Source organism: Caloramator sp. E03, assembly GCF_006016075.1.
In the GTDB taxonomy this organism is placed as follows: Bacteria; Bacillota; Clostridia; order Clostridiales; family Caloramatoraceae; genus Caloramator_B.
Genome location: NZ_CP040093.1, coordinates 472,041 through 491,402 on the forward strand (window position 1 = coordinate 472,041; position 19,362 = coordinate 491,402).

A 19,362-nucleotide genomic window follows, 5' to 3' on the forward strand; every position below is an offset into this window, starting at 1 on the left:
GCTTTTGGTTACCTCATTTTCGCTATTTTTTCTATCAACTTTTTAAGTTCCTGTGCAAAATTCTTTCTTTTAACCTCTCTATCACTAAAGACAGGATATTTACCAACTATATAATCCTTTACATAAACTACTACATTCCCAACTATTTCATTTTCTTTGATTGGTGAAAATAGAACCGAAGGTGCGTATACTTCTATCTTTAAACTATCCATTTCATCTTCCTTTACAGGTATATATAAATCCTTTTCAATTTTGCCAGCTATATATTTATAATCTCCTCCATATACCTTGAAAGATTTTACAAGTTCATCTTTTCCAAGTATTTTTACATATTTATAGTTTTTTGCTGCATAATCTACAAGCTGTGCTGCATCCCTCCATCTATCACTACTATTTAATACTACACAGATAAATCTTCCATAGGGATTTTTAACTGATGCAACAAAACATTTTCCAGCTTTTCCTGTATAACCTGTTTTTACTCCATCTGAATTTGGATATTGATATAAAAATTTATTTATACTATTATAACTCCTTGTGAATTTTCCACTCTCTCCAGAATCTACATACTTTGTAGAAGATATTTTTACAAAGGTTTCATCCTTCATTGCATAAGCTGTTATCCTTGCAAGATCAATTGCAGTTGTGTAGTGATTTTCCATATCAAGTCCATGGGGGCTTTTGAAGCTTGTATTATATGCTCCTATTTCAAAAGCCTTGTCTGTCATAAGTTTTGAAAAAGCTTCAACACTACCTGATATATGCTCTGCAATTGCAATGGCAGCATCATTACCGGAGCGGAGTATAAGACCATATAAAAGTTCTTCAATAGTTATTTTTTCCCCTTTTTTATAACCAACAACAGAACCTTTTATTGAAACTGCTTTATCTGAAATAGTTACTAATTCATTAAGATTGCTTTTTTCAATCGCAATAATTGCTGTCATAATCTTTGTAGTACTTGCCATTGGAAGAACCATATCCCCATTTTTTGAATACAATATTCTTCCCGAGTCTTGATCTATTACTACACCTGAGAGGCATTTTAAGTTTATATCTTTTTTAGGGCTATAAGTAAAGCTACAAAAATATATTAAAATAATAAAAAGTAAAATAGCTTTTTTATATTTCATATTATATGCCTCCTATAACCCAAATAAATAAGCCTATTAAGTAATATCCGCACACCTTTTTAAGATGTGCGGTCATAATTATGTTGCATTAAATGCTGTGCTTTCTTCTGTTTTTACTTCATCCTTATTTTTATCCTTTTTAAACAAGGTTACAATTTCATCAATAAAATCAGGTATGTTATCTATTATTCTTTCAATAGACCCTGCCTGAGCAACTGGAAGCAATCTTACATAATCTTGCTTTACTACAAGAAAAGCAACAGGCTGAAGTGAAACTCCTGCTCCACTTCCACCTCCAAAGGGCATCTTTTTATTTTCATCTCCTTTTGCAGCTTCTTCTTTAAATTCTGTGCCACCTGATATAAAGCCTATACTAACCTTAGAAATTGGGATTATTACAGTACCATCCTGAGTTTCAACTGCATCGCCTACAATAGTATTAACATCAATCATCTGTTTTAAATTATCAAGAGTAGTCTTCATTAAGCCCTCAATTGGATGCTCCATACGCTACACCACCTTTAATTTTAAAATAATATTTATAGGCTAATAAAACCTTCAAAAGTTTAAAGAAGAAAGCTAATACAAAAAATAATTTAATATAAATTTTAAAATCAAGGTACAACTCAATTTTTTCATTTTTAAGATCTGGTACTATTTTATATGTTGAGTAAAATTTTTTTGCAGTATTACTTAAAAAACAATCAAATGAATAAATAATAGCATTAATCAAGCCATAAGTTAAAGCTGTTTTATCCGGGGCTGAAAATCCAAAAGTCAAACTGAAATCTACATTTATATTTGATTTATTAATCAAATATCCTATCGATGGCAATGACTTTTTAGCAATATCAATAATTATCTTAGGAGGAACATTAAATTTAGAAGCTTTATTTTTCTTTCTTAATTTATTTTTTTCATTTATTTTAATTTTTATAACTTTAAATAAAATAATATTTATCATTATTTTTTTGTCCTGGTTTATATTTATTGAAAAACATATAGTGCTTATGAGGAAAAATAAGATTATCAATAAAATTACGATTAATATAATTGTTATCATCTTTACACCCCGGAATAAGTATTTCTTTTATTTATTTTTCCTCATAAGCTAAATTAAATTCAATAAGTTCAGGTAATTCTTTAATATTTTTAAATCCAAAATACTTTAAAAAATCATCGGTGGTGCAATATAGTATTGGTCTTCCTGGAGCATCAAGCCTTCCATTTTCTTTTATAAGTCCTCTTTCAATAAGAGTAGCTATTGCCCTATCACTCCTTACCCCTCTTATTTCATCTATTTCCATCCTTGTTATAGGCTGTCTATATGCAATTATAGATAAAGTTTCAAGAGCAGCTTGAGAGAGATTCTGTCTTCCCTCTTGCTTTACAAGCTTTTTCACATAGGCAGCATATTCAGGTTTTGTTGAAATCTGCACTTTATTATTAAATCTTACTATATAAAGTCCTCTATTTTCAGCTTTATAATCCTCAGATAAAAATTCTATTATAGCTTCAACCCTTTTTTCGCTTATTCCTACTATCTGTGCTAAATCTTTTATTAAGACAGGATCTCCTGCTGCAAAAAGAACTGATTCTATTATCCCTTTAAGCCTCTGTTCATCTTCAAACTGAAAGTCCATTAAGAAATCTTCCATAGCTCATCCTGCCCTTCTATTATGATTTCCTCAAAGTTTCTGTATTGAATAGCTCTTATAATCTTAAGTTTTATAAGTTCAAGCATTGCAAGAAAAGTTACTACAATTTCAAGTTTTGATTTTGCGTTCTCAAAAAACTTATTAAATGATACTCTCTTATAGGAATATATAGTGCTTTTAATATATTCCATCTTATCCTCAATCTTAAACTCATCGTAATCTATATCCTTTGGTATTTCACTTCTTTTATTAAACTTTTTCTCATAAGCATTTATCACATTTTTATAAGCCTTCATAAGGTTTTCAACTGTAATATTATTGAAATATATATCCTTATTTTCAATATCATCTATTATTTCAGGATCCTTAAAAAAAATAATGCTGCTTTTTTCATATTCCTTTAGTTTTTCTGCAAACTCTTTATACTTTTTATACTCTACAAGTTTTTGTACAAGTTCCTGTCTTGGATCAACATCTGCAGATTCCTCATCCTCCTTGTTGCTTGTCCTTGGTAATAGCATTTTGGATTTAATCTCAAGAAGAGTTGATGCCATAACTAAAAATTCACTTGCTATCTCAAGATCAAGATCCTCCATTGCCTTTAAATATGCAATATATTGGTCCGTAATCTCTGCAATAGGTATGTTATATATATCAACTTCCGATTTTTTTATTAAGTGTAAAAGAAGGTCTAAAGGACCTTCAAACATTTCAAGTTTAATATTTATTGACATATTATCACCATCATACAATCATTATTACAAGTTTTAGTATATATAATTTAACTATGTGAATTAAAAAAGATAACATATAGCTCACTTGTGGTATCCAAAGCAATGCAAAAATTAAAAACATACCCCATCTTTCAATTCCATAAATAAATTCAGCAACTTTTCCTCCAAATAACTCTCCAAATATCTTTGAGCCGTCAAGAGGGGGAATGGGAATAATGTTGAAAACTGCAAGGCCTGTATTTATTGTAAATAGTTCCCCTAAAAAATATACAATCCCTTCATTTGTTGGATTAAACAAATAAAAGCAAAGAGCTGTAAAAAAAGCAAGTATAATATTTGAAACCGGCCCTGCAAAAGATGTAAGTATTACTCCTAATCTTCTATTCCTATAATTTCTTGAACTGATTGGAACAGGCTTTGCCCATCCAAACTTAAATAAAAATAATGATATTATTCCTATTGGATCAATATGGGCAAGTGGATTTAAAGTCAGCCTTCCATATCTGTAGGGTATATCATCACCTTGAAGAGTGGATATCAATGCATGAGAATACTCATGAATTGATAGGGATATAATTATTGCTATACCTGTCATTAAAAATTGTCCTATATCATAATTAAACATGGTCTTGTCCTCCAATTTTTTGTAAAGTTATCATTGATTCTGCTTTCTTTAATGATATATATTCTTTTCTTTTTTCTTCTGGTAAATTCAAAATATCACTTATATCAATTTTTATTAAATTTTTATATTTTATATAGTTTTGGATTCTAATATCTTTTTCAAATGCAACATCAAGAACCTCATCTTTTATATTCCTTTTGTTAAAAAGATATTTATACACTTCAAAGTCACACTTTAAAAGTTTATTTTCTATATTTTTAATATTTATTACTTCATCTATAAAGTTCTCACCTAAGCATAAAAAATCCTTTAAACTATTAAGTACTTCTTCTTCGTTTTTATAAAAAATAAGGATTAACTTATCCTTAAAACTTAGTCTACTAAACTTTATTTTATCATAATCTGTGAATATATATATATTTGATTTTATAATAGATTCTAATATTTTGTATCGTTTTAAAAAGGCACATGATAAAAGAACATTTTTTTCATTAAAAAGGCTCTCCATCTCTAATCTTATTCTACTTCTAGGAAGTTTTAATAGATAACCTCTATACAAAGCCTCTTCTAAACTTTTTTTAGTTTTATCTTCAAAGTCAAATTCAAATCTTGATGCATATTTTATACCTCTAAATATTCTTGTCGGATCATCTTTAAAACTTTTTTTATGAAGTATCTTTAATTTTTTATTTTTAATATCCTCAATTCCATTAAAAGGATCAATAATTTCAAATTTCTCATCCTTTAAACTAACTGCAATTGAATTTATTGTAAAATCTCTTCTTTTTAAATCCTCTATAATTCCTGCTGATTTTATTATAGGCTTTGAGGATGTATCTAAATACTTCTCCGACCTTGCCATTACAAAGTCAACATCAAAGCCTTTATAAAAAAACTTTGCTGTATGAAAGAAACTGTTATATTTAAAATCGCATTTTAATATCTCAGCAATTTTTATAGTAGTTTCATAATGCTCATTTTCATCTAACTCACTGAGAAAATCAAAATCTATAGGCTCAAATCCCATCAAAATATCCCTTACTGCTCCTCCAACAAGATAACCATTAATATTTAATAGCTCAAATATACTTGAAAAGGTTTTAACTATTTCATAATTTAAAAACCCCATTCTAAGACCTCCACAAAAGCTCAGTAAAATATAAACACAAAAATAAAATATAATTTATTATACCATTACTTTAACTATTTCTAAATAAAAACTGAAGTGCCTGCATAGCAGGCACTAATTGTTAAAACTTCAAAAATTTATTTTTTATCTCAATGAAAATTTTTTAATCTTCAATCTCTGTATAGGTTCTTTATTATTAAAATATTTAGTAATTTCCTCTTTACTATCTATAATATATTCTTTTCCATTCAATTTTATTTTAATTGCTTTTACTATTATATTAACGTTTTGTTCCTTCGATGAATCGACAATAGTCGCCTGATAGATACATGTTTTAGAAGATGAATTTTTATCAAACAAGAGATTCCCTGTTTTACATGTAATATTTATATTATCATTATCAGTCCCTATTATTAATTCAACTTTTACATCATCTGATAGATTATTTAAATCATTCTTATTACTTGTTAAAGTAGTAGAAAATGTCGTTTTATCAGGTACTATTTTTTTATTTATCTGCATTTCGTTAAAATTAATGTAATTATAGTAATCTCCCAAGCTAACCTTTACACTTCCTAATTCCACCTGCCTAGTACCCTCTGAATTTCCTAATACACTATTTTTGGTATACTTTATCTGTGCCTCTCCTAAATCTATACTCCCAGTTTTTTTAGGTTTAAAATAGATTTTAAAATTATAGGGCTGAGGCGGAGATTGATTGTTTTTAAATTCGAAATCATTGATTTGTCCAATAACTTTGCCATTTTCAACTTTAAATCCATTTGGCAGACTTTCCTGATCTACTTCTATCCCTTCAGGAATATCATACTCAAAATTGATATTGCTATATACAATTGATTTATTTATAACATTATATATACTCTGCATAATGGAATCAACTTCATCAGGGTTATTAGTTACAAATTTTAAACCTCCACCTGCACTTACTGCTGCATTTATAAAGTCATCATTGATATCGCCATCCTTTGTTTTTAAACCTATAAAGTGAGTCTTTACTCCTATCGCATTTAAATCATTAAGAACATTAATTGCTTTTTGAGCAGCATTTCCATCATAATTACTACCAAGGCCTTTTATACTCCCATCGGACAGCATATAAAATGTAGGATTGCCATCAGTTAACACTATGATATGTTTTTCATTATTGTCATTATTAAAATATCCCTTTGAAAGAAGCAGAGCTGCTTGTAAGTTCGTTCCTCCAATTACTCCATCACTTATAGCATACATGCTGTCAATTTTATTTTTATAATCATATAATGTACTGTTATCTATATTTTTTAAACTGCTACAAATGCTCATATTTTTATACTTTGTACTCCAAGTACTCCAATAATTACCATATAAATCATATACATATCTGCTGCCGCTGTTATTGTTTACATATGTATCAAAGTCAACCAAACCAACCTTATCATTGCTTATTCTATTATTATATATAGAATCCATTAATTTCTTTGCTGCTTCCTTTGACTTATCCATTTTACTATTGCTACTCATCGAACCTGATGTATCCATTATAAGTATTATTGAAACAGGTTTCCTTTCAATACTAACTTGTCCTTGTGGTTCTATCATAAATGCTACTTCTAATTTTTCATCTGTATAAATCTCAGTTTTATTTTTTTGGGCTGTAAATTGCAAATTAGTTGTATCAGTATAAGAACAGCTGTTAGAATCCTGCACAAGTATTTTAACTGTTGTTTCTACAGTTTTTAAATTGCCGTTTCCTTGATTATTCTTATAAGTAACAGTGATCTTCCCTAAATCGTTTAAACTTTTAACATCAATGATTTGCTTTGATTTTAAAACAATATTATATTCTATATACTTTTTTGTTTCCTTTGACAATCCTGAAGCAGTCAGTACTTGAGAATTAAAGCTTGCATTGGGCAAATTGGATGAACTGTAATTGAACTGATCTGGAACAGCATAGCTAAAACTAATTGGAACCTTATCATCAAAATCCTTAGCATTACCGTTTATATAGTATCTGTATATTACATTAATTTCTTTATCCTTGTAAATGGTATTGCTTTGAACAATACAATAGGCTTCAGTATCTAAAATAATACTAGCATTTGCAACTATGTTAATCCCCTGCATCATAATTAAAATAACCGCAATAAGGATTGAAAAAATTCTTTTTTTCACATTATCACATCCTATTTTTTAATTATTTGTCTTCTTGTATTAATTAATATGTCAGTAGTCTTTGGATACCCAGTATATATTTCTTTAATATATAGATCTTCAAGTATAATACCTTTTGAAAAGAATTGATATAACCTCATACAGTCATCACTATTATAAAAATCAAAATAGTTCATTATTTCTTTAGAAATTTCTTTATTCCACTCAAAAGTTAAATTTTTTCCTTTTAAAATTATATCTCCTAAGCTTATTATATTGCCATAGATTCTTGTGTCTTTATCAGTATCTATTGTTACATTTTTTGAACTTGCTATTAAAACTTTATAGTCACTAAGGTCATAATCTACCCCGTCAATCATTTCTCTATTTAGGTTAATATCTATATCATTATTAGAAAGCCTTATATAAATTTTTTTCTTTACATTGATAATCTGAATATCCCCATTTAAGCAATCAAAATCTAAATAATACTTTAAAAAGTTAAATCTTTCATCTCCGTATCCATAAACTTGAGAATTTAATCCTTTATCTTCGAACTTTATCTTTCTAATAATTTCAGTTTTTTTAGTATCCGCTGTATATTTAGCCTCATCCTCTAATGAATAGTTGGGATTTAGATACTGGTTATTGTTAGCAATAAATAAAAATGGATAGTAGCTTCTTTCAACATCGTTTAATTCAATTTGAGATTTATTCATTTCAAAGTCAAATATATCTGGACTAACTATATGGTTATTTAAATATGTACTAACATAATTCTTTGCATTATTTATAACTGCAGCTCTGTTTCCAATCTTGTTTAGTGTATCCCATACATCAAACATACTTATCTTTGAAAATTCATCTTCTTTATTATTTGTATCCAAATAGTAATCTCGATAATTGTATCCATCTATTTTGTATGTATACATATTGAAATTTGGATTAATAGCCGTAGTTTCAAAGGTTTTAAAAATATTATTATCAGAATTTTTTAATTCCTCTATAAAAGCCGTACCAAACAAATAAACCTTTCCATCTATTTTAAGCTTTGCAGAGTCATCATTTATAACAATTGAAGAAGAACTGTTAAAATTCGAATCATCATCCGATTGCTCAAAGGAAATCAAATCCTTTTTAATATATATACTATTATCATTATTTTCATCTTTAGCATATAAAGAAACATTATCAGCTATAAAAACATTCTTATTAAAGTTCATTGAAGAATTTACGGCTTCTTCATCAGTAACAACCGAATTGCAATATACATCTCCGTTAACTGTAACCTTTGAATTTGATGATGCTGTCCTTATATAACCACTGTTTAAATAATATTTATCTTTATCCTCTCCATTTGTAACACCTTCTTTTTCTTCAATGCCTCCAACTATCGCTGTTCCGTTAATTACAACATTTCCCCTTATATTATCACTCATATTAAAGTTTGACTTGTTAACTGAGGATTCATTTAACCCTTTTGCAGTGTCCTTATTAATACCCACAATAATTCCTCCATATTTATAATAAGCAGCATTCTCGTTTAATTTATTCCCTGAGCCTCTTACATATACATCACCATTTATAGTAGAGGTACTTTCTCCGTTTATTACAAAAAGATTTTTCCCTGCCAATATACAATAGTCCAGCAAAGGGTTATATCCTTTCTTTTCAAGATTTATATTAATATTCTCAGAAATATCTTTAAAAGGTGTAAATGTGAAATTTGTAAACAGCATCCTCTCAACCTTTTTACTATTTAATGATGCTTTAACTATTAAAGAATCTACTAATCCTTTGTCATTTTCATAAAATAATCTGCTATGGTCTTTTATGCTTTGAAACAAACTATTATCTGAATCAGAATAAAATTGATAGGTTATATTTAAATCTTCCGATTCCATTTTTCCAATATCTTCATTTATCTTCTCTTTAACATCTTCCCACTTTAAATCCATGGGTAGTTCCATCGCCCCTACTTTAATCGGCAATGTAATTTCATTTTTTAAATACTTATTTAATTTATCTACATAATAATCATGAAAAATTATTTTCATCTCATCTTCAAAATTATCTGTGTTATATGCTGCTTTTATTCTTTCATCATCTAAATTAGGCTCTCCTGATGGAGTAAAGCAATATTCGTTTACTGCACTTTTAGCAGCATTTCCTACAGCATTTATATAATTTATTATTATATTAGTTGCTGCATCGGTATAATAAAAGGCTTCATTTTTATTTTTATAATTTGCACTCTGTCTTAAAGATGATAATGTAATTTCCATTAAGCCCACACTTAAAGTAAATAGTACAACAATAATTAATATTACAAAAATCATAGCTGAGCCTTTTTTCTTTTTCACAGGTATCACACCTCTTTAATCATTAACACTAAAAGTATAAATGCTCTCCTTTAACTTTTTTCCATCCTTTTTTATTGTAATAATAACTTTTTTATTAATAAACTTTTTTTCATCTACTGTTTTTTCAATTAAATTAGGATAAATAGAAACAATATTAAAATTGTATTCTCCTTCTTTAATCTTTTTATACAATTTAATTGTTTTATTGCTGTAAATTTCATTTTCATAGACACCATCAATAAGAATATTTAAACTTTTATCTTCATCTTTTTTCATCATATTGGCATATATTATAAAATTTGGATTTTCTATGGGTATGTTTATTTCTCCAGAAGATATGGAATTATATGTAATATCATAATTTGCTTTATTATTATTATAGGTTATCCTTATCTTAAAATCCATGTTTTGGCCAACAGGTATTGAATATATTGAATTAATCTTTATATTGTTTTCATCTAATATTAAATCTATATCTTTAGATGAAATTTCATTATTTATTTCCTCAACATTATAATGAATAGTATACCTGTTATCGTTGGGATAGGAACTTTCTTTTAAACTATTATTCTCTAAAAAAGCTTCATAAGCATAGCTTAAAACTGAAGCTAACTCTAATTCTTCCCTTGATGACTTATTTACATTTATATTAGATTCAATAATCTTTGAAATAGGAAGGATAAGCATTCCAAAAACAGCTACAGCGACTAAAACTTCCACTAAAGTATATCCCTTTTTATATTTATTTTTCATTTTATCATCTCTTTTCAACATATACCTTATTTCCATTAGTTGTTATGTTAAGCCTTGGCAGGTTTTTATCATCATTTAGTACATAAACTTTTACCTTCTTATCAGACTCATTCTTTATATTTAGCAGCACTATATTTTTATCATCTGCATATTTTCTTCCTGATGAATATATAGAAATTATAATACTGTCTGTGTTTGGTTTAAATTCTTTATAGGTATCATCTTTAGGATATTTATCACCCTCAGTTGACATTTTATAAAGAAGAGTATCTTTATTTTGTTTTATTTCTATCTCAGCCTTTTCAATCTGCTTATTTTTTCCATATATTATTGTATTGTCTCCACTCTTTATAATTTCAATTGCGCTTGTTGGAGAATTTAAAGTTGATGCTGTTATTATAAAATCCTTATTCTCTAATATGTAACTATCAGTTACTTTTTCAGAAGTTTTTTTTGAAACATCTAATTTAGAAAACAAATAATCCTTCCCTGTCTTTAAATTTAAATCCTGCCACTGTCTAATTGGCGCATTTTCATCTTTAAATCCAAAAAAGTTTAAATCAAAAGATACTGCTAAAGTATTGCTTTTTTCCGTTGGTACTATTGAAATATTATCAATTGAGTAAATCGTATTGAATTTCTGTGTTTCGGTTAAAAGCTTTTTTAGATTATCGTAGCTTATCTTGGTTGATATCTTCAGTGTATGATAAAAACCTCCATCAATTTTTTTATTGTTATTAGTATATTTATACTCCTGCCTTGCAGAAACTGGAAGATCATTTATTTCCGCATCATATTTTCTTAATAAATTTAGTGCATCAACTATACAGAATTTTTCATCTAAATTTTTTGAAAGCTTTTGAGAGATATCAAAATAGCCATATTTAGTTTCTTCTATTTTATTCTTGTTTTTATTAAATATTTCAACAGCTCTATTTAATTCCTCCTCCCTATTTATAAGCTTTTGATTTTCTTCTTTAAGATTTGATATCTTTCCCAACATAAACTGATATATATAATAATATCCAACTCCTATAATAAAAATTAATAATATCAATAATAACTTTTTATCCCTATCCGTAAGCTTTAACATATTCATCACTTCCTTACTATGTCAGCAGTTATTGAAGTTCTCTTTTCATTTCCTTGTTTTGAAATACCATTAAATACTACATTGCTGAAAATATCCGCATTTTGCATGTTATTTATGAATTGAGCTATATTCTCTTCTTTGTTTGATTTAATTACAAAAGATAGCTTGTCCTTATTTATTATCATATTTTCTAAATTAATTTCTGTTGGAGTTATGTCTTCTAAAGTTGTTATAACTTCATTTAACATTTCATTTTGTTTCGATATTTCATCTACAATTAGTTTTTTGCTATCAAATAAATTTTTTATTGCAGTATATTCCTTAACCTGCTGCTCTATTGGAATAAGCTTATTTATTCTCTCTGTAAGCTTTAAGTTTTGAATTTTTAAATAGTAAATTCTATAAAGCGATAACGCTGTCAAAACAATAAATAGGATTATTTCTATAAAAATAACATAATATATTTTTTTATTATCATTCTTTTCTTTCTTAATTTGCCTGTTATATGCCTCAAATAGATTTATATCTTTATTTATCATCAGATTATCAAACATAATATCCCCCTTAGTTATAAAAGCATTGAAATTGGGATTATATAATCTTCTAATTTTATATCCTTTTTGCAATCAACAAAATCAAATTTATTCAATATGTCAACAGAAATACCTGTTTTCTTTGAGAGAATATTTGAAATATCATAATAATCACAAAGTTCTCCTGTTATATAAATATTTTTTATATCCTGCCTCTCCCTCATTCTATAAAATTCAATAAGTTTAACAACATTGTCTATTAACTCATTGAGCTTATACTCATCAGCTTTAAAATTATAATTATCCTTGTTATACAGCATATCTCTTATATCGAATGGATAAGTTTTTGTAAGCTGTATTATGTTGTTTTTTATAATTACACATGTCAAAAAACTTCTCTCGATATTTATAAGCATTGCATCATCATTTTTTCCTATTTCAAGCTTTGATGAAAGTCTTGAAAGAACATTTGATTCTATATCAATTTTATTTATTTTCATATTTAATTTTTTCATAATTCCAATTACCTGTTCAATTATGATTTTGGGAATAGCAAACACAAGGAGCTTTAATTTTTTATTTTTTTCTTCTTTAATTATTTCTATTATCTTATAGTCCAGTATATATTTATCAATGTTTACAGGAAAATACTGAGATGATTCAAATTTTAACATATCATAAATTCTATCCTGTGAAACAAAGGGCAAAATGATTTCTCTTACAAGTAAATTAGTAACACCTGACAAAACAACATTTACATCAAATTTTGATATTTTATTTTCTAAAAAATATTTATTTAATGCGTTTAAAATTTCCGTTTCATTATACAAATCAGAAACTATATTTATTTCACTTTCAAGCCTTAACTCCTTACAATTCATTATTTTTAACCTTCTGCCTTTTTTACCCTCGGCAATCTTTACATAGCTATTGTTTAGTTCTATGCTCAAACTATTAAACATATCTATACTCCTTATTTCCTAATGTTGTATTTAATTAAATAATCCTTATCTATATTTCTAAATTTAAAGTCATAATTAACTTTAAACTTAATCTCTATGCTTTCTAAATCACCATTATCATATAAAATCTTTTTTATTTCAAAATATTTTACAAATCCTTTTAATATAGTTTTATCAACCCCATTTTTTGTAATGACTATGCTATCATCTTCATAATTTATTTCTATATTAACGCTTTTTTCAGCATCAAATTCAACTTTAGAGTCATCATTAGGTGGAAGATATAAAATCAGCTTTTTTCCACCATCTGTAACTTCAATTTTTTCCTGATATGACATCTGTAGAGACTGCATTGTAAAATCCATAAAACTCTTTACCTGTGATTCAATATATGCCTTTCTCTTTTCTTCAAATAGAATTTTATAGTTTGAATTAAAAAAACTATATAAAGCCCCTAATAAAATGAACAATACTGCAGATGTAATTAATATTTCAATAAGGGTAAAGCCTTTTTTATTCATATAAAACCTCTATTCAACTGTAATATTTCCTGAAGGTACCTCATCTATATGTATCTTCTTTGATATATTTTCAGATTTTTTAATAACTATATCACTGAATTTTTTATCATCTATATCTTTATAATCGTAATCTTCTTCAAGTTTAACATGAGATAGAAAAATTTCTGCATTAGGAGAAAAGTATATATAGTTATTTGATGTGTTAATTGTTTGACCTTCAATTATAAATTCAAAATCCTTTATATCAGCTTCTCTTATGGTATTGTTTTGATTTTTTAAATATACTTTTTTGTCATTTTTATTTATCTCTATATAATAATCCTTAAAGTTCATCCCTTTATTCCCGTTTTCATAGGTATCCCTTAGCATTGATGCAATTTCATCAGCAGTTGATTCTATCTTTGATTTAACCGAAAACCTTGTAAAGTTTATATAGGATATAGACAGAAGTATTCCTAATATTGCAGCTACAATTACCATTTCAATCAGTGTAAAACCTTTTTTCATAATAATCACCTTTTTAGTAAAGTAGGAGGGGCAAAACGCCCCAAAAAATTTTATTTATAATCGGCATCAACACTCGGATAAAGAATTTTAAAAGTATTAGAAACATCTGTAGTTTTAGCAACACCAACATTTAATTCATTATTAGTAATATTTAACTGATAGTAAAATTTATATCCTTTTAAAAATTTCACTTCAGGAACAGTATCAAATTGAGTATTATCAACTAATTTGTATCCTGATGTGTTACCATTTGCATCAATAGTTTCAGTAACACTTTCACCTTCTGCGATTTTTTGTTGTATCATATTTGCTATCGTTTTTGCATTTGCAATATCTGATGTCTTTTTAGAATTATTTATCTGTTTTGTTACCTGTGGCACTGCTATTCCAGCCAATATTGCAATTATTGCAACAACAACTATCATTTCAATCAAAGTAAAACCTTTTTTCTTATTTCTTTTATTCATAATTATTCCTCCTTAAATATTAATGTTTCCATAAAGTTTAAACATTGGCAGTATAATTGCTGCAAGCATGAAACCTACAATAATTGCTAAAAAAACTATCATTAAAGGTTCAAATACTGCTGTAAGCCTTGTTACCATGTTTTCAACCTCATTTTCATATAGATCAGCAAGTTTTGAGAGCATAGACTCTAAATTCCCACTCTCTTCACCAGTTTTAATCATAACTGGTACAAGTTTTGGGAATACTCCCATTTCTTTTATAGGATCGCTTAGTCCCTCACCTCCTCTAACCTTTTCTACAACTCCTTCAAATTTTTCTTCAATAAAAGAGTTTTGCAGAAGTTTTTTAGTTGTTTCAATAGCAGTTATAAGAGGCACGCCTGCATTTATAAGTGTTGATAGGGTTCTTGTAAGCCTTGCTATTGATGAATAAAGAGTTATTTTACCAATTATAGGTATTTTAAGCTTAAAGCTTGATATATATATACTCACTGAAGGAGTTTTACTATAATATCTTATTAAAATTATAAACACCATAACAAATATAAATATTTGTAGCCAGTTGTTCTTCATAAAGGAGCTTGCCCGTAAAATAAATCTTGTTATAGATGGAAGCTCAACACCTAAATCATTGAACATTCCAACAAATGTTGGTATTACAAATATTAAAAGCAAGTTTAAGACTACTAAAGCAACTAAAATTACTATTATAGGGTATATTAATGCATTTGTTATCTTTTGTTTTAATTTCATTTCTTTTTCAAAATGTATCGCCATCTTATCAAATGAATTATCAAGGGAACCTCCTACTTCTCCAGCCTCTACCATATTTATCAATATCTCAGGAAATACATTGGGAAAATTTCTCATAGAAGTTGAAATTGCTGTTCCCTTTTCAACATCCTCTGAAAGCTTAAAAATAGCATTTTTTAAAACCTTATTGTTTATTTGATCCTTAATTACATTAAAACAAGTCAATACATTGAGTCCTGACTGTAAAAGTGTCGCTATTTGCCTGCAAAAAACAGCTAAATCTTTTGAAGTAACTTTATTAATAAACTTTATGCTTAACTCTTTATTTAATAGGTTATTTTCATTAAGGCTTATAATATATAGCTTTTTTTCTTTCAACTGTCTAATTGCATCTTCTGTATTATCAGCTGAAATATTCCCCTTTATATTTTTCCCCCTATCATCTATCGCCTCATATACATAATTTGCCATAATCATCCCTCATCAATCCATAGAATAAGTAACTCTTAAATATTCTTCAAATGTTGTTTCACCTTTTATAACTTTTTCAATGCAACTATTTTTTAATGTAACCATTCCTTTTTTAATTGACAAATCCTTAAGTTCATCGCTGCTTAATCCTTTATTTATCGCTGCTCTTAACTCTTTATCTATAGCTAAAATTTCGTATATCCCTGTCCTTCCAATGTAACCTTTCTGTCCACAATATATACAGCCCTCCCCTTTATATAGCTTGTACATTTTTGTTTCATCAAGTCCCATTGCCCTTATTTCACCTAATTCTGGGCTATATTCTGTTTTACAGTATGGGCATATCTTTCTAACAAGCCTTTGAGAAATAACTCCAACTAAAGATGAACTAATCATAAACGGTTCTATACCCATGTCTATTAGTCTTGTTACAGAGCTTGGTGCATCATTTGTATGAATTGTTGATAGTACTAAATGCCCTGTAATTGCTGCCCTTACAGCAATCTCTGCAGTTTCTTTATCTCTTATCTCTCCAATCATAATTATATCCGGATCCTGCCTTAGTATAGACCTTAGAGCCGATGCAAAGGTAAGCCCTGCCTTAGGATTTACTTCAACTTGATTTACTCCATATATTGTGCTTTCAACAGGATCTTCAACTGTTATTATGTTTCTATCTCCAGTATTAAGCTCTTTAAGTGCTGCATAGAGGGTTGTAGATTTACCACTTCCCGTTGGTCCTGATACAAGTATTATTCCATGGGGTGATGATACTAACCTTTCATATTGTTTTAAATCATATTCAAGAAAACCTAAATTCTTTTTATCCTTTAAAAATTCCCTTTTATCTGCTATTCTTATAACTATCTTTTCTCCAAATACAGTTGGAAGGGATGATATTCTCATATCATATTCTCTATCATATATTTCAAAGGATGTCCTTCCATCCTGGGGTATCCTCTTTTCAGCTATATCCATGTTACCAATTACCTTAATCCTAGCAATAAGCGGGGCATGAAGCTCATACTCAACCTTCATTATTTCATATAAAATTCCATCAATCCTAAATTTAATCCTAACTTCATTTTCAAAAGGTTCTATATGTATATCACTTGCTCTTTGATTTATAGCTTGTTCAAAAATTGCATTTACAAGTTTTACAATTGGTCCTTGAGCATCATCATCTGAAGGCTTTATATTCTTATCAAATTTAAATATCTTATTTTCCTTTTTAAATTCTTCTGCAGCCTTTAGAGCTTCCTGTTTTCCGTAATATTTATTAATAAATCTTTTTATATCTTCTTCCTTTGATAGTACAGGTTGTACATGTTTACCTGTATATATTGCAACATCCTCTATTGCAAATATATTTAAAGGGTCTGCCATCGCTACATAAAGGCTGTCATTTTCAAGTCTTATGGGCAAAAGAGTATGCCTTTTGGCAAGGGTTTCTGTTATAAGCTTTACCGCTTCTTGGTCAATTGGATACCTATCAAGCTTGACATGCGGTATACCAAGTTGATATTCTAACACCTCTATAATTTGGTCCTCTGTTATAAATCCATTTTCTACTAATATCTCTCCAAGCTTTTTATTAGTATTTTTTTGTAGAGCTAATGCCTTCTGAAGCTGCTCGTTTGTTATAAGTCCTGCGTCAATTAAAAACTCTCCTAGTTTTTTCCTAACTTTCATTGCTTGTCCTTCCATTATCAAAAATAATTTTTTATATTTAATTTTATATTATTTTTTCTACAATGTAAATTAAATCAATTTATAATATTTAATTGTTAAAAATTTGTTGTATATTCCATTTTAATATTTTTAAAACATTTACACACCCTTTCTTATCGTTGCAGTATATATATTTTAAAAATTCGTACTGTTTTCTACAAAAACTTTTCAAATAATTTAGTATTTCACAATATATTTATCTCTATTTTTATTTTACTAAACTATAGCAACATTTCCAATATAATTGTGATAATAAATAATAAATTTAGACTTTTTTTGTAATAATAGGCTGATTATAAATATTTATAAAAATAATTATAACTACTAAGAAAAAGCTTAAGCAGTCAAAATTTAAATTTTTTTACTATAAACTTATAAAGCCTATAATCTATATATAAAACTATTAGTTATAACAGATTATAGGCTTTACCACTTTTTATACTGTTTTAAAACTTTTTACTTTAATAATCTTTCCTTACTTTTCAATATCATTTATCAATTTTTAAAACCTTTGCGAGTGCCTTTGCTGAACTTGCTTGTAATGTAAGAGTGATAATTATAGTTGTAAAAGTTACAGAAGAAATTATATCTGCATTAGGAATTTTTTTTGATAAAAGCATTCCTGATAAAGCTGCAGGAATAACCCCTGTCTCTCTAACCCACATAATATAAATCATTTCCTTTAAAGTCCACTCTGCCTTTCTATCAAAGGCAATAGAAACAAAAGCAGAAATAGGTCTTGCAATAAATATTAAAGTTGCTACTAAAAGTATTGATTCTTTCCAATATTTAAATAACAGCGTAAAATTAATATGTGTGCCCAATAATATAAATATCATCATCCTTAATATTAGAGTAGTAACTTCTTTAAATCTCGTATGAGTCATATAATATTCATCAGGTATGAATAAATTAAACATCTTTTTATTACCACAAATCATTCCAATAACAAAAACAGCCATAAAGCCACTAACGTTAAGCCTTGTAGCAATTACATAAGAACCTGCAACCGCAACAAGTGCCATTTCTGAAGGATGTTCTTCGAAATATGCATATTTTTTATGACCTACAAGAAATGTTGCAATATAACCTATAATTGCTCCAATTAATATTCCTCCAATAGAAGTCTTTAGAAGATCTACTATACTTTGGTTTATTGAAAATGTACCTTTTGTTATAATATTTAAAACTGCAAATGTTAAAATTGCACCTGCAGCATCATTAAATGCAGATTCTGAAATTATAGTTTGTTTTAATTTTTCTCCTACATTCAAACTTTTAAAAAGTGGAACAAGTACTGATGGATCAGTTGATGCTATTACTGAACCTAATAACAATGCATATTTAAAATCTATTTTAAAAATAATTGAAGCAAAATATCCAGTTATAAAAGCGGATATAATTACTCCTATTGTAGATAAAGAAGCAACTGAAAACTTAACTTTTTTAAGAACTTTAAAATCTATTTCTCTGCCTCCATCATACAGTATGTATGCTGCACCAAATGTTAGTACCAATTCATTACCCAATGGATATTTATCAATGTTAACTATATTCAGAACAAAGGGCCCTAGTATTATTCCTGCTAATATGAACATAACCACATCAGGAAGTTTAACAATCCTACTTAATTTTGTAAAAATAATACCCGAAAAGATTACAATGGTAATAACTTCAAGTAAGTCTACTACGTTCATTTCTTTACCTCCATACTTAATTTTTCGCAATATATTCTATCATCTTTTTAAAATCATTATGTTAAGTTGATGTAAATT

At 27.7% G+C, this 19,362-nt stretch carries 19 protein-coding genes; all 19 read right to left on the reverse strand.

All coding sequences use genetic code 11. From position 1 onward, the window contains the following. Positions 1–8: 8 nt before the first annotated feature. Positions 9–1,133, reverse strand: a complete 1,125-nt coding sequence (locus tag FDN13_RS02475) for a D-alanyl-D-alanine carboxypeptidase family protein (protein WP_138978737.1) — start codon at positions 1,131–1,133, stop codon at positions 9–11. Positions 1,134–1,211: 78 nt separating this feature from the next. After that, the gene (ytfJ, locus tag FDN13_RS02480; RefSeq protein ID WP_138978738.1) at positions 1,212–1,640 is read right to left on the reverse strand and encodes a GerW family sporulation protein; all 429 of its coding nucleotides are present in this window, start codon (positions 1,638–1,640) and stop codon (positions 1,212–1,214) included. Then, positions 1,624–2,097 (reverse strand): hypothetical protein, encoded by a 474-nt coding sequence (locus tag FDN13_RS02485; protein ID WP_138978739.1) that lies wholly within the window; start codon positions 2,095–2,097, stop codon positions 1,624–1,626. The genes ytfJ and FDN13_RS02485 overlap by 17 nt, the downstream gene beginning before the upstream one ends. Positions 2,098–2,227: 130 nt before the next feature. Beyond that, a complete protein-coding gene (scpB, locus tag FDN13_RS02490) occupies positions 2,228–2,791 on the reverse strand; it encodes an SMC-Scp complex subunit ScpB (RefSeq protein WP_138978740.1) in 564 nt (187 codons plus the stop codon). Next, entirely contained in the window at positions 2,776–3,525 is a 750-nt protein-coding gene (locus tag FDN13_RS02495) for a segregation/condensation protein A (RefSeq protein WP_138978741.1), read from the reverse strand. The genes scpB and FDN13_RS02495 overlap by 16 nt, the downstream gene beginning before the upstream one ends. A gap of 10 nt (positions 3,526–3,535) precedes the next feature. Beyond that, positions 3,536–4,150, reverse strand: a complete 615-nt coding sequence (locus FDN13_RS02500; protein ID WP_138978742.1) for a site-2 protease family protein — start codon at positions 4,148–4,150, stop codon at positions 3,536–3,538. After that, entirely contained in the window at positions 4,143–5,279 is a 1,137-nt protein-coding gene (locus tag FDN13_RS02505) for a CCA tRNA nucleotidyltransferase (protein WP_138978743.1), read from the reverse strand. The genes FDN13_RS02500 and FDN13_RS02505 overlap by 8 nt, the downstream gene beginning before the upstream one ends. 144 nt (positions 5,280–5,423) lie before the next feature. Beyond that, positions 5,424–7,454: a vWA domain-containing protein gene (locus FDN13_RS02510; RefSeq protein WP_138978744.1), complete on the reverse strand. Its 2,031-nt coding sequence runs from the start codon at positions 7,452–7,454 to the stop codon at positions 5,424–5,426. Between the two features lie 11 nt (positions 7,455–7,465). After that, entirely contained in the window at positions 7,466–9,796 is a 2,331-nt protein-coding gene (locus FDN13_RS02515; RefSeq protein ID WP_138978745.1) for a pilus assembly PilX N-terminal domain-containing protein, read from the reverse strand. A gap of 15 nt (positions 9,797–9,811) precedes the next feature. Next, positions 9,812–10,549 (reverse strand): prepilin-type N-terminal cleavage/methylation domain-containing protein, encoded by a 738-nt coding sequence (locus FDN13_RS02520; protein ID WP_168190044.1) that lies wholly within the window; start codon positions 10,547–10,549, stop codon positions 9,812–9,814. A 4-nt stretch (positions 10,550–10,553) separates the two neighbouring features. Then, entirely contained in the window at positions 10,554–11,642 is a 1,089-nt protein-coding gene (locus FDN13_RS02525) for a hypothetical protein (protein WP_138978747.1), read from the reverse strand. 5 nt (positions 11,643–11,647) lie between these two features. Further along, on the reverse strand, positions 11,648–12,196 hold the full coding sequence (locus tag FDN13_RS02530) for a PilN domain-containing protein (RefSeq protein WP_138978748.1): 549 nt from the start codon (positions 12,194–12,196) through the stop codon (positions 11,648–11,650). Positions 12,197–12,210: 14 nt separating this feature from the next. Beyond that, positions 12,211–13,137, reverse strand: a complete 927-nt coding sequence (gene pilM / locus FDN13_RS02535; protein ID WP_138978749.1) for a pilus assembly protein PilM — start codon at positions 13,135–13,137, stop codon at positions 12,211–12,213. Positions 13,138–13,148: 11 nt separating this feature from the next. After that, positions 13,149–13,658, reverse strand: a complete 510-nt coding sequence (locus FDN13_RS02540; RefSeq protein ID WP_138978750.1) for a PilW family protein — start codon at positions 13,656–13,658, stop codon at positions 13,149–13,151. Between the two features lie 9 nt (positions 13,659–13,667). Beyond that, positions 13,668–14,165, reverse strand: a complete 498-nt coding sequence (locus FDN13_RS02545; protein WP_138978751.1) for a pilus assembly FimT family protein — start codon at positions 14,163–14,165, stop codon at positions 13,668–13,670. A gap of 50 nt (positions 14,166–14,215) precedes the next feature. After that, positions 14,216–14,632 carry a prepilin-type N-terminal cleavage/methylation domain-containing protein gene (locus FDN13_RS02550; RefSeq protein WP_138978752.1) on the reverse strand — a complete coding sequence of 139 codons (417 nt, stop codon included), beginning with the start codon at positions 14,630–14,632 and terminating at the stop codon, positions 14,216–14,218. A gap of 12 nt (positions 14,633–14,644) precedes the next feature. Then, complete coding sequence (locus FDN13_RS02555; RefSeq protein WP_138978753.1) at positions 14,645–15,856, reverse strand: type II secretion system F family protein; 1,212 nt, start codon at positions 15,854–15,856, stop codon at positions 14,645–14,647. A gap of 12 nt (positions 15,857–15,868) precedes the next feature. Next, the gene (locus FDN13_RS02560; protein ID WP_138978754.1) at positions 15,869–17,548 is read right to left on the reverse strand and encodes a GspE/PulE family protein; all 1,680 of its coding nucleotides are present in this window, start codon (positions 17,546–17,548) and stop codon (positions 15,869–15,871) included. A gap of 527 nt (positions 17,549–18,075) precedes the next feature. Then, positions 18,076–19,284, reverse strand: a complete 1,209-nt coding sequence (locus tag FDN13_RS02565; protein WP_138978755.1) for a cation:proton antiporter — start codon at positions 19,282–19,284, stop codon at positions 18,076–18,078. Positions 19,285–19,362 lie beyond the last annotated feature (78 nt).